The 12643-nt window shown below is 51.8% G+C and carries 13 protein-coding genes; 6 read left to right on the forward strand and 7 right to left on the reverse strand.

All coding sequences use genetic code 11. The features are described from left to right. Positions 1–192: hypothetical protein (locus tag IV109_RS00005; RefSeq protein ID WP_296690598.1), on the forward strand; the 192-nt coding region annotated here is incomplete at its 5' end. Positions 193–214: 22 nt separating this feature from the next. Here the strand turns inward: IV109_RS00005 and IV109_RS00010 are convergent. Then, positions 215–526 (reverse strand): histone protein, encoded by a 312-nt coding sequence (locus IV109_RS00010; RefSeq protein ID WP_296690600.1) that lies wholly within the window; start codon positions 524–526, stop codon positions 215–217. A gap of 527 nt (positions 527–1053) precedes the next feature. Further along, a complete protein-coding gene (locus IV109_RS00015) occupies positions 1054–2049 on the reverse strand; it encodes a diguanylate cyclase (RefSeq protein ID WP_296690602.1) in 996 nt (331 codons plus the stop codon). 664 nt (positions 2050–2713) lie between these two features. Between IV109_RS00015 and IV109_RS00020 the strand changes: the two genes are divergently transcribed. Next, complete coding sequence (locus tag IV109_RS00020; RefSeq protein WP_296690603.1) at positions 2714–5260, forward strand: EAL domain-containing protein; 2547 nt, start codon at positions 2714–2716, stop codon at positions 5258–5260. Positions 5261–5461: 201 nt separating this feature from the next. Here IV109_RS00020 and cheY read toward each other — a convergent pair whose 3' ends face one another. Beyond that, positions 5462–5848, reverse strand: a complete 387-nt coding sequence (gene cheY, locus IV109_RS00025; RefSeq protein WP_296690604.1) for a chemotaxis response regulator CheY — start codon at positions 5846–5848, stop codon at positions 5462–5464. 268 nt (positions 5849–6116) lie between these two features. Here cheY and IV109_RS00030 point away from each other — a divergent pair, with 268 nt between their 5' ends. Continuing rightward, a complete protein-coding gene (locus IV109_RS00030; RefSeq protein ID WP_296690605.1) occupies positions 6117–6755 on the forward strand; it encodes a protein phosphatase CheZ in 639 nt (212 codons plus the stop codon). A gap of 277 nt (positions 6756–7032) precedes the next feature. Here IV109_RS00030 and IV109_RS00035 read toward each other — a convergent pair whose 3' ends face one another. Then, complete coding sequence (locus IV109_RS00035) at positions 7033–8694, reverse strand: methyl-accepting chemotaxis protein (protein WP_296690802.1); 1662 nt, start codon at positions 8692–8694, stop codon at positions 7033–7035. A gap of 340 nt (positions 8695–9034) precedes the next feature. Between IV109_RS00035 and IV109_RS00040 the strand changes: the two genes are divergently transcribed. Together IV109_RS00040 and IV109_RS00045 are read left to right on the forward strand one after the other, a co-directional pair. Continuing rightward, a complete protein-coding gene (locus IV109_RS00040) occupies positions 9035–9301 on the forward strand; it encodes a DUF2934 domain-containing protein (RefSeq protein ID WP_296690607.1) in 267 nt (88 codons plus the stop codon). Between the two features lie 46 nt (positions 9302–9347). Next, a complete protein-coding gene (locus tag IV109_RS00045; protein WP_296690608.1) occupies positions 9348–9884 on the forward strand; it encodes a flavin reductase family protein in 537 nt (178 codons plus the stop codon). Positions 9885–9922: 38 nt separating this feature from the next. On the opposite strand, the gene IV109_RS00050 is transcribed toward IV109_RS00045, so the two are convergent. From IV109_RS00050 to IV109_RS00060, 3 genes are all read right to left on the reverse strand, one after another. Then, the gene (locus tag IV109_RS00050; protein WP_296690609.1) at positions 9923–10630 is read right to left on the reverse strand and encodes an RES family NAD+ phosphorylase; all 708 of its coding nucleotides are present in this window, start codon (positions 10628–10630) and stop codon (positions 9923–9925) included. Between the two features lie 2 nt (positions 10631–10632). Next, on the reverse strand, positions 10633–11013 hold the full coding sequence (locus IV109_RS00055; protein WP_296690610.1) for an MbcA/ParS/Xre antitoxin family protein: 381 nt from the start codon (positions 11011–11013) through the stop codon (positions 10633–10635). Positions 11014–11180: 167 nt separating this feature from the next. Continuing rightward, the gene (locus tag IV109_RS00060) at positions 11181–11639 is read right to left on the reverse strand and encodes a hypothetical protein (RefSeq protein ID WP_296690612.1); all 459 of its coding nucleotides are present in this window, start codon (positions 11637–11639) and stop codon (positions 11181–11183) included. A 379-nt stretch (positions 11640–12018) separates the two neighbouring features. Here IV109_RS00060 and IV109_RS00065 point away from each other — a divergent pair, with 379 nt between their 5' ends. Continuing rightward, on the forward strand, positions 12019–12642 hold the full coding sequence (locus IV109_RS00065; protein ID WP_296690613.1) for a hypothetical protein: 624 nt from the start codon (positions 12019–12021) through the stop codon (positions 12640–12642). The last annotated feature ends 1 nt before the right edge of the window (position 12643 follow it).

A 12643-nucleotide genomic window follows, 5' to 3' on the forward strand; every position in this document is an offset into this window, starting at 1 on the left:
AAAATCGCTTGGATTTCCACTTATCCTACTGTTCAAATTTGTCGGACCACTTCTATACGCCGCTTTGATGAAAGCCGGGAAGTGTTGCGTTCTGATGGAATACTTCCCCGCTTCGCCAACGCTTGGGATATCACTGCAGAAGTCTCCGAGAGACTAAACAAAAAAAGACCCCGAAGGGTCTTTTCTAATTAGCGCACGATGCCGCTAAAGAAGTTCACTTCTTGGCAGCGGGCTTTGCAGCTTTCTTTGGAGCTGCTTTTGGAGCGGACGGTGCAGCAGCGACAGGTGCAGCTTTCAGCGTTGCGCGCTGATCACGCAACGCGTTGATTTCTGCATTAATTTTGTCTTTGCGTTCGGTCAGCTTCGCGATTTTTTCACTGAGCTTGGCAATTGCCTTGGCTGCCTTGGAAACAGGAGCTTTTTTTACCGATGCCTTGGCGACAGGTTTCACCGCTTTGGCAGAAGTTGTCGCTTTCTTTGACGTTGTTGCAGCCTTGGGAGCAGCTTTCTTTTTCGCAGTTGCCATTTTTAAATTTCTTTTTTGTATTTCACTGGTTTAAAAATCAAACCAGTGCGGTATTGTCTCAAGTATTTCCCGTTTACCAAATTCACCCGCGATCGCAACGGGAAACGTCGAGTACGCGTTGAAGAGGCATTCAACTTCAGCGCACGCCTCCCCTGTTCACCGTGACCGAGGCATTGGATACACCTGATCAACGCCGTGAAGAACTATGCCATCACAATTCCTCGCTGAGGATCTGATCGCAATCCATCCCTGTTTGCAAACGACTCAAAAGGAAAGCCGAGCCAATGGCACTTCTCGTTTAGATTGAGCCCCGCGTGCTTCCCGCGAAAGTTACCCCCATTTGCTGTGGTTTAACCTGTGGATAAACTGGTGGATAGCTGGAATATTTGGCGTCGACATTGGATATTCCGGGGTTGCTCATGAAACAAGCAAGAGATCAATATTGATGGCACGCCAAAGTTCAAATTGCGTCTAAAGCGGTCAAGCCTGCGCATGCCTATCAACCGACGCAATGCGGTGCCAATCGACTAGCTCGCGGAAAGCGCAGCGACACGATTGCGTCCAGCGTGCTTGGCTTGGTAGAGAGCGCGATCCGCCCATGCGATGAGGTCCTGATGTTTCATACTAGGCTCAGGGGTGACAGTTGCCACGCCTAGGCTGACAGTTACGATACCGCCTGCTTCACCACCGCCATGAGGGATGGCCAGCTTAGCGACACCCTCACGGATTCTGGAGGCGACAACGGCGGCACCCTGCTCGTCAATGGAGGGCAGAATGAGTGCAAACTCTTCTCCGCCGTATCGCGCCGCCAAGTCATTTGGGCGAAGCGCTGCCTGGGACAGGACTGCTGCTATTCTCTTGAGGCAATCATCCCCGGCCAAATGTCCGTAGGTATCGTTGTAGCGCTTGAAATGATCGACATCAATCATGATCAGAGCCAACGACTGCTTTTCTCGAGATGCGCTGCTCCACTCAACTTGCAGTCGTTCATCAAAGCCACGGCGGTTGACGATGCCAGTTAGACCGTCATGCGTAGCTCTCTCTTCAAGTTCAATTTGCGTCTTCTTTTGGGCGGACATGTCACGCAGGGTTTCGACCACGGCCAATAGCTTGCCCGCCGCATCATAGATAGGGCCGGCGTCGATAGCCAGATAAAGCTGCGTCCCCATGCGGGGCATGACACACCAGTTCTGGGCATGGAGTCCAAAGGACTGCCCAGATGGGTCGTCATGTGTGACATAGAGCGCCGCCATCTCCGCCTCGCGCTTCTGAACAATCAGGTCAGCCAGGCATAAGCGAGGAGTGTCATAGAAGCCTCTCCAGTGTTCAGTGGTGCCAACCACCTCGGCGGCGGGCATACCCGTCAGACGCTCACAGGCCTTGTTCCATATCAGCACCTTTCCATCGGGGTCGAGCACAAACGTCGGCACCACAAGGAACTGCATGAGATTGACGGCGAAACTATAGTCAGCATCAGTCACGCCCCTACCTTCACGGTTGACGGCGCCCTCTTTTCTGCCCATATCCTCATTCCTCTTGTTAGGCGCACGCGATTTGTCTCATCGATGGCGTTAGGCGCACGCGATTTGTCTCATCGATGGCCAGATCTCTTGGGCTATTTTAGTGAACTAGAAAAACTGCGCCATTATGGACGCGCGGTCATCTCCATGCAACAATGTCTGGCTGTCTGCTATTCATAGCGCATATCAGAAGGGTGCGTTGAATGTCTGCCTTGAAAGACTGGATGCGTGAGTTTCAAAGTCTCTACAAAAATCAATGGTCGCGTTGGTTTTCCCACCATTTCGACAGAACCCTTGCAGCAACCAATCTTCACGACAATCAGGGCAATTCAGCTGTCGCTTAGAGGTCTGCTCGATTTGGCATTACCCAGGATATCTGGCCTCGACAACCGCATCACAAGAAACTACACTGAACGAGCCGTTATTGTTGCGCAGTTCCGGCTAAAGACTGACTCTGTGGGCATCATTCTCGGGTGTTGGAACCGCCGTCTCAAGATGCGTCTTGAGAGTTGCCCATCACGTTGAGTGTTCCACTGGACAAAGTTTTTGAGGGTGTGCCGGGACGGTATTTAGATGCCCTATTCCCTCTGGTTTTGCGTTGCCATGGACTAAGCCCATGTTTATGGATTACATCGCAGCGTGGAAACGCTACATGAGAGATAGCTAAATGCGAAACATCTACCGAAATAGAACATTGGTGACTGCAGCATTTGTCGTTATCGCCTTGTGGCTCGGCATGACAGCGCCCCCTTTTATCCAACTGACTCGGCTTGATACCAGCATGCTGACTGTGCATTTGCTGATGGAGCTTTTCGCCATCATCATTGCTTCACTGATCGTAGTGGTGTCCTGGCACACCTTTGATGCCCGCGAGGCCCGCTCTGTCAATGTCCTGATCTTCGGATTCATGGTGGTGGCGGTGTGTGACACAGTCCATGCCCTGACTTACGAGGGGATGCCATCCTTCCTGGCTCCGAGTAGCACCGTGCGCGCGATTTTCTTCTGGTTGATGGGTCGCACTTTTGAGGTATTCACGCTGGCTTTAGTCGCTGCTCAATGGACGCCACCATTTTCGCGTCGGTTTTGGTTCCTGGCGGGGTTGGTCGTCTCTGGCTTTCTGATTTGGTTTGGTTCCTTTGCCTTGGATGCATTCCCTGTCACCTTCATCAAAGGCAAAGGCGTCACTGCGTTCAAGGCTGACTTCGAGTACGGGCTGTGTGTACTCAATCTCTTGGTAGCCAGTCTGTTTTATATGCGCGCGCAAAAATCGGGCTTGGCACGTGACTATCTGCTGGCACTATCCAGTTTCGTGATGGGTGCCGGCGAGATCATGTTCACTGCCTATGTTGCGCCTTCGGACTTTCAGAACATTTATGGCCATAGCTTTAAGCTTGTGGCCTATGCATTGCTTTACTGGGCCACTTTCGTAACCAGTGTGCGCACACCGTTCGAGGATGTGCGAACTTCTGAGAGTCGCCTTCGCTCAAGCGAAGAGCGCATTCGCTCCCTCAGCAACAATCTGCCCAGTTCGGTCGTTTATCAAATACTTCAGGAGAAGGACGGGGCCCTGCGTTTTTTGCATATCAGCGAAGCAGCAGAGAAGATTTATGGAGTCAAATCAGAAGATATCCTGCAAGACCCAAATCGGCTGTATGAGCTTTTCGATCCGGATGATCGCGAGGTATTAACGACCGCAAAAATAGCGTCAGCCGAAAATATGACCTGCATCGACGTGCAGCTCAGACTAAGGCCGGTTGGCGGGGGAATGCGCTGGATTCACATTAATTCGGCCCCGCGCCGCATGGCGGACGGCCGCTTGATTTGGGACGGAGTACACACTGATGTCACCGAGCGAAAACTTGCCGAAGAGGAGATCGCGCGACTGGGCTTTTACGATAGCCTCACCGGGCTACCCAATCGTCGTTTGCTGATGGATCGCCTGGTTCAGACGCTGAACGCCAGCAGCCGCTCCACCCGCTGTGGAGCCCTGCTTTTTCTGGATCTTGACAACTTCAAGGATTTCAATGACACGCTGGGGCATGACAAAGGCGACGAATTGCTCAAGCAGGTGGCGGGCCGACTTAAAGAGAATGTAAGGGGGCTCGACACCGTTTCCCGTTTCGGCGGTGATGAGTTCGTAGTCATGCTGGTGGATCTGAGTGAAAACATCAACGACGCAGCGACGGAGGCCAAGACGGTCGCCGAAAAATTCCTGAATGACCTGAGGGTTCCTTTTTCGCTTGGCGGCCAACAGCGCTTTATCACGCTGAGCATCGGCATCCGCATGTTTGGAGACAAACCGACCAGCATTGATGAACTAATGAAGAGCGCGGACCTGGCCATGTATCGCGCCAAAGCAGCAGGCCGAAATTCACTACAGTTCTTTGATCCGGAAATGCAAATTACTGCCTCGGATCGAGCTGCATTGGAAACTGATTTGCGCCGTGCTATCGAGGACAAGCAGTTCAATTTATATTATCAACCGCTGATTGAAGCGAACGAGATTGTTGGGGCAGAGGCACTGGTGCGCTGGCTGCATCCCGAAAAAGGAATGATCCCGCCGTTGAAGTTTATTGATATTGCGGAGAAAACCGGCATGATCGTTCCGCTGGGTAAGTGGGTAATGGAAACGGCTTGTGAGCAGTTGAATCTTTGGGCGCAAGACCCAGTCACCGAAAGGTTGACGATTTCCGTGAACGTCAGTGCACGCGAGTTCCGTCAACCTGAATTTTCTGCGCAGGCACTTGAAATTCTGGAGCGTACCGGAGTCGATCCGCATAAGCTCAAGATCGAACTCACCGAGAGTGTTTTGGTGGACGATGTGGAATCCATCATCACTAAAATGATGGTGTTGCAGGTGCGCGGCGTGAAATTTTCTCTTGATGACTTCGGCACCGGATACTCATCGTTAACTTACCTGAAGCGGTTACCTCTATCCGTCCTCAAGATCGACCAGTCTTTTGTGCGCGATATTCTGATCGACCCGGACGATGCCGCTATTGCCTGTACGGTAATTGCATTGGGGCAAGCTCTGCGGTTGGCAATCGTCGCCGAAGGCGTCGAAACAGAAAGTCAAATGAGTTTCTTGGTGGAGCATGGTTGCACCGCATTTCAAGGCTACCTTTTCTGTCGACCTCTACCAATCCGTGAATTCGAAGATTATTTGCTGAGATGCAGCAATCGAAATTCAGCGATTGATTTCACTAATGCGTAAATTGATTATCAGAACAATATCGACTGAACTGCGCTTACGTAGCGTCTTTCGCATAGACGCATTACTTTGAGTGATCTAACGAGCCCTTTCCACAAGCTGAAAGGGCAAATCCGAGGCCTGCCGCGAAACAGAACTGACACGTCGACAACACAACTAGTCCAGGTTTCGCCACATTTAAATTGTTGACTGCCATCAGAAAAGTTAGAGTCCAAGCCTCTTGAGAATATTCAAGACCTTGTCTTCGAGCGTCGCCTTGGTGAAGGGTTTGACAATGTAGCCTGAAGCACCTTGTTGCGCCGCAAGAACAATGTCCTCTTTCCGGGCTTCCGCCGTCACCATGAGAAATGGCAAATGTTTCAGAGACGCGTCGGCTTTAACGGCCGCCAGCAATTGAAAGCCATTCATGTTTGGCATATTGATGTCGCTAACCACAAAATCGAACTTGCTGTTTTTTAGTTTCTGCAACGCGACTACCCCATCCTCCGCTTCCTCCGTATTCGAGAAACCGCTTTCCTTGAGTAGATTGCAGATGATCCGCCGCATCGTTGAAAAATCGTCGACGACCAGAAATTTAAGCTCAGTTGTCATGGGAAGTAGGTAAAAATCTTGAGGCTCTAGTCGTGAAATTAAAAACCGCTTATGTGCCCATATTGCCCCCCAATTCGCCAGGTCAATAGTTTGATCCTAGTTCCCTTTAGAAGGCTGCACAGTCACGCGACAACTATGCAACTCTTAAGCGACGGCTAATGTTCATTCTATGGCGCAAAACCCATTAAACTGAAGCTACAGCGAGCAGGCGCAAATATTTAAGAAATGCATCACACGCACACTGCACCAATTGAGATTAGAAGGTCAAATGACAACAGCAATCAGCAAAGAAGAAGCCTACTCACGACTAGGCGCCATCACTCGGGAAATGCATGAAGCCTTGACCGTACTCGGTGGGAATCAGTTGCATTCCATTGTGGGCGAAATGCCCGATGCACGCGATAGACTGGCCTACGTCGGAAAAATGACCGAAGATGCGGCGAACAAGGTATTGACCCTGGTTGAAACGGCAAAACCGGAATGTGATGACCTTGCCAAGCGGGGTCTGGAATTGGGACAGTCATTGGCACGAATGGCGGCCTCCAACGATCTGAGCGTTGAGCGTGCGAAAGCTTTGTTGATGGTTTGCGGAAAATACGCCGAACGCTCAGCCAAATTCGCCGATGGGCAAGCTTCAGTGTTGAGTGACATCATGATGGCTCAAGACTTTCAAGATCTATCCGGTCAAGTAATCAAGAAGGTGATCGACATCATCTCCCGAACCGAATTGCAGTTGGTGCACTTGCTCTTGGACAGTGCCCCGCAGGTTGTGAAGTCTAAAGAGGAGGCAACTGCTGAGGCCATGGCAGTGACCGTCGACAATCACAAGCTGGAGGGACCTCAAACGGCTGATGTCGCGTTGAAGCAAAACGATGTAGACGATTTGCTGGCTTCTTTGGGGTTTTGAATAATTCGACTTCCCCATGGCGTGACCCATGGAAGCCAGCCATTCTTCCGCCCTGCAGTGGAAGGACTCATGAAAGAAAAGTCAAATATCGCGCATGAGCCAGACTAGCTCGAAGGGGAGCGAATCTACTCGAACTCTGCGTCAGCACAACAACATCCTTGCCCGAGGGCTGATTGCGAGGTCGATTTAACCAGACACCGGGCCAATTCAACAGAAACTTGCAAAGATGTCGCGTGATCAAAAGACTTTTTTAACCCCTCACTTGGCTCTGTCCCGACTACGTTGAGCCCGGATTGCGAGCGGGCAGCAGGGCCAACTCGCTCTGCCTGCTCTTCGGCTTTTCTTTTGAAGCAATGGCGGCGTCATGCGGACGATCATTGCTGGAGTCGATCGTGAAGGCGGTCACCACCTGCACCAAATCTTGAGCCTGACTCTTGAGACTGCTGGCCGCCGCCGCCATCTCCTCCACCAATGCCGCGTTCTGCTGCGTCGCATGGTCCATCTGACTCACCGCCTGACCGACCTGCGCGACACCGTTGGCCTGCTCAAGAGTGGCAGAACTGATTTCACCCATGATGTCGGTTACGCGCTTGATGCTGTCTACGACCTCAGTCATGGTTGTGCCAGCCTGGTCGACAAGCGCGCTGCCGTGTGCAACCCGTTCAACACTTGCGCTAATAAGCGACTTGATTTCTTTGGCAGCGTCCGCAGATCGTCCTGCCAGTGAGCGCACTTCGCTGGCAACGACGGCAAACCCACGTCCCTGCTCGCCAGCACGGGCTGCTTCCACTGCTGCGTTCAGTGCCAAGATGTTGGTCTGAAAAGCGATGCCATCAATCACACTGATGATGTCTGATATTTTTCGACTGGAGTCGTTGATCCCCTTCATGGTCTCGACCACTTGATCAACCACTCTCCCAGCCTGCAATGCCACTGAGGAAGCACTTTTCGCCAATTGGTCGGCCTGACGAGCGCTGTCGGCATTTTGCTTCACCGTCGAACTCAACTCGTCCATTGAGGCCGCAGTCTCTTGCAGAGCACTGGCCTGTTGCTCAGTGCGCGCGGACAGATCGTTGTTACCCTGTGCTATTTCAGCGCTGGCTGTGGCCACTCTTTCAGAACCTAGCCGAACTCTGCTGACCAGCCCCGAAAGGTTGGTTTGCATTTCATGAAGTGATTGCATCATCATGGCGCACTCATCTTTACCCTGCAACACTATCGGCACCGCTAAGTTGCCATCAGCCACTTGTTTGGCAACCTCAACCGCCTGTGCCATGGAGGTGACGATCTGGCGACTCAACCAGAAGGCGCCCCCCATGCCGATCATGGTGATAACGACCATCACAAGCAGGGCTAACATGGTGCTGCGATCAGCCTCTTTCGTGGCGGCGCTAGATGTGTCTAACTCGGCCTTGGACAGTTTTTCTTTCAATTCCACAAGGAGAATGCCGGACTCACGGTCTTTGCCCCGCGCCACTTTATCCCCGACAGTTGGATCAAAGCCGGCCGCCTTGAACTCCTCAAAGGCTTTTTTATACGCGTCACCGACGATGGGAATAGCTTGTTCAATTTTTTGAAGCGTAGCCTTGGCCTCGCGATCCATGTCCATTTTGTCGAGTTCCCGCAGACCTTCTCGCACTTCCCTCATGGCGCTGAGGTGTGCGGTCCAATATTTCTCAAGGTCTTTTGGTTCTTTGCCACGCAGTAGCACATTCTTCCATTCCTGAATAGCTACGGAAAACCGCGCATCAATCTGTGCTACTTTTTTGTGGGCTCCAACGGAACCCAACACCTGGTGTTCATACACATCCAGGGCGCTATTGAGTCTGGCAATGCCAAAAAGTGCACCTAAAAACAGGAGCCCGAGTGCAACGGCAAATGCCAACGGGAGTTTTAAACTGAGTTTCATTCGCAACCTTTTTGAGGATTGGTAATTCACGCGCAAGACCCTAACTCTAGTCAAATTTTGGTCGTTTGTCTGATGCAGCCACTACTGCACCAGAACGATGTAAAAAAATACCAACACCCTGCGTTTTGCACTAACTCACGCACGAAGATGGTGCGCGATTTGAAAATGTTTGATGCAGTTTTCTCCTTTGAATTTCTGATTTCATATTCAGCAACCATTTTGGAAGAACCTACAGGGGCAGGGAACACCCGGTGCCAGCACCAGTGATATTTGCGAATACGCAAGCCTGCCTATCACTGTCTCTTCAATCATTCCTATTCTTGGCAATAGTTATTGTCCAATACGATTTCTATTTCGTCGGAGGGATCAAATGGCAACGCAATCAAGTACATCTTCTGCACAGGCAGGCCCACCGCAAGCGAAGGTGGCGGCTCTTGTAAGCACCGACGATGTTGAAGATATTGCCCTCTCCGACGATGACATCGAAGGCCCTAGTGACGACCAGATTCGACAGATCGCCTATGGTTTATACGAAGCACGTAACGGGCAAACCGGCTCTGCATTAGACGATTGGCTTCAAGCTGAAAATCAACTGATCAAGCAATCGGTCGAAGTTCTTGGCGCGATTGAGCAGTAGAGTTTTGGTCACGTCGCGGCCAGATGTAAAGACAGCCTAAGCCAAAATGGCAAAGCGCACATACCCTCTGTCCAAGGTTTATGGTCTTCTTGAGCCCGGACCTGTACTGCTGCTAACAACGGCGCATAGAGAACGCATCAACGTCATGCCAATGTCGTGGCACACCATGATGGAATTCGAGCCACCGCTTGTAGGATGCATTGTCAGTATTCAGGACCTTACTTTTACAGCGTTGAAGAAGACACGTCAATGTGTGCTCAATATTCCAACGGTGGAACTGGCGAAGCAAGTGGTTGAGTGCGGCAACTCATCTGGCCGGGAAACGGATAAATTCAAAGCATTTGGGTTAACAACCGCGCCTGCAGCTATGGTTGAAGCACCACTCATCGTAGAGTGCTACGCGAACCTAGAGTGTCGTGTCATCGACACCCGTCTGGTGAACCGCTACAACTTCTTCGTACTGGAAGTCCTTAAGGCCTGGATAGATCCGACGCGCAAAGACCCACGCACCTTGCACCATGAAGGCCGCGGTATTTTCATGATCGCAGGCGAGAGAATCAAATTGCCTTCGAAGATGAAATGACCAGCCATCTGCGTAAATGACTGGAGAGCATGGTCAACTTAAGCCGTGTCCACTTCTGGCTCAAATGAGAACCCATCACCTCTGTGCCTAAAGATGACTGTCGATGCCGTGATCTTGCAAACCCAAGTTTCCTGATGGTTCGGCTCGTACAAACTCAGACACGCAGCATCCAGCACAGCGGCACACTGACCCTCCGGATGGCGTGCCGATCCATATTGAATCCATTGCAGCCCTTGGGCTCTGGCGGCATCCGCCAAGGCTTGGCAACTTGAATAATCGGCAGAATGTCTCCACTGCGCACTGAGCGCCTTCCAGGGTGCCTTGGTCAAATCGATCTGTCGACCCAAAACCTTGGCCTGAAACAAGGTGCTCTCAAATCTCAGTTCCCCTGCTTTGAGGCCTTCACTGTCCATCAGAAACCGCCAACGCCAGTAGCCGACTTCTGCACATGCCGTTTGACGATCCATGGCTCCGTACCAAATCCCCGGCGCATCAGAGCGCCTAAATCTGGAGGCATAGGCCGAGGTATATCGGAATGGCGTAAAGATCAAAAAATCGAATTGCCGGTAGTCAGGGGGAATGGGCGGCTTATTGGCCTCCAAAATCTGCTCCAACACATGTTGCTCATCGAGTGAATCCACCAGGCTCATGGTCGCAGCCACGTGTTGCGCCTCGACAGCACGCCACAGAATTGAGTTTGCTTTCTTACTGGACTGGGCGATCCAGTCCTCTTCACGCCATTGCATATTCAGACGACTGCGCGCATGCCATCAAGATACGTCGCCACCCGCACCAGTCCTTGTGCAGTTTGAATCAACTCTTTGGGCACACCATTCACACCTTGGTTGTAGGTGTTGAGCCATTCCAAACGACGTTTCTCATCATTTCCAACCAGCGCATCCAAGGAACGGTACACGCGCACCAAAAGCGTGGCCAACTCTCCCTCTTTCGTATCGGTTTGAAGTGGTCGCTCCCCGCGGGTCAGACGTGACACGCTGGCCTCACTCATGCCAATGATCTTACCCAGCGTCACGCCCGTGAGGCCAAGCAAAGCCGATGCCCGAACTGTGGCCTTGGCCAACACAGCGCCAGGATCCAGATGAACAGCAGATGCAATGGCAGTTTTCATGTGAATCTCCATTTGAAAGATTATATCTATTTTCTTTCAAATGAAAGAATAATGTGCGCCCAATGAAACACTGCAGGTCTTCGAGCCTGATCGGAGAACTTTAGTCCAGATCGTCAGCATCGGCACGAAAACAACCACAGACCCGCTGACCGACGCGACAAACCCATTCACGCTTTGAGGTTCAAACGCAGGAGCGCATTTTCTTCCCGTAGTTGCGAAATTCGCTCTTCAGCAAGGGCAAGCTGCTCTTGTGCCTCCTGGTAGGCGAGGGTCAACCGTCCGACTTCAGCAGCGAGGTTGTCAGCCACAGCCGTCACTCGCTCACGTGTGCCATCACGGGTCTGGGCTAACTTTTCATTTAGCTGGTCAAGCCAAGCCATGATCGCAACGCGAGTCGTGTCTTTGTGAACCGCATTCTGAAGAGTGGCTTTCTTGACATCGGCTCGCCGGCAAAGCTCTGACTGAGTCACACGTCCAAAATTGAACGGGTAAACACCTTGATTGTTTTCAATTTCAGCCTCGATGTCACGCATTGCCTTGTGAAGCCTTTGCAGAGCTGCCTCCGTTCTAGGGTTCGGCTTTTCAGCGTCATTCTCCAGCGGTGACTGAGGGGGCGTGATGTTCATGATGAAAGTGTAATTGGGCCCCCTCATGTTTTGTCGTCTCACGCCCGTGCGCCGGGAATGACAGGTAGCAACGGCAAGCTCACAGTGGGAAAGAATGCGCAAACAGCGGCGCACGTCAGCGCTCTTTAGGCATGGTGGAGTCAAAACCGACACCCAACATCAAACTGTCAAATTTGCTGTGACTCGAAGTATTGGCATAGAACTTCCAACAGCAGTTGATTCCAAAAAAGCATGAACAGTTTCAACCGAAAAACAATGCCGTTGAAGCCAATTTGATATCACTTATAAATGGCAATTAATTGTGTTACCTGTTGTAAATCGACTAATTCGAAGGAGATAGTGATATCTAATATTTGAAAAAATGAAAAGGGAGCTCAAAGTGCATTTCAAAATCTGTCACACACTGAAACGCCACACATCCAAGCTGCTCGTGCCCTCGGCATTGGCACTGGCATGCGCGGCCACCGCTCAGGCTCAAAGCAACTACGGATGCACCGTGTTGCTGTGCCTGGCCAACCCGGCAGGCCCGACGGCAGCGCCTGCCTGCGTCCCCTCCATCACGCAGCTGTGGTGGGATCTCTCCCATTTCCGGGGATTTCCTTCGTGTGCGATGGCCGGCAACGCCGCCACCCACACCGGCTCCTATGCCCTGCAGCGCAGCGACCCCTACCTGGACTGCCCGACAGGAACCAGAATGCTCCCCAGTGGCACCTACTCCCAGGGAATTGGGACCTTACAGGGACAGCTTGACTACGCAGCTGCTGCTGGATTCATGGCAACAAGCGTTGGCGACCCCAATACGATTTTTGTAAATCCGGGCGACCCCATTCCTCTTAAAACCTGCGGAGGGAACTACCAGGGACAAGGTGGCTATTGGGATTGGAACTACGGCTGGGCAACCCGACCCATCTACGGAACACTGACGCAAGTCGGATTGGCGGCTACGCCCAATGTCATAGACGTGTACCTCAACGGTACGATTTCCAAAAACATCCGCTGGTAAA

This window comes from Rhodoferax sp. (assembly GCF_018780565.1).
Taxonomy (GTDB): Bacteria; Pseudomonadota; Gammaproteobacteria; order Burkholderiales; family Burkholderiaceae_C; genus Rhodoferax.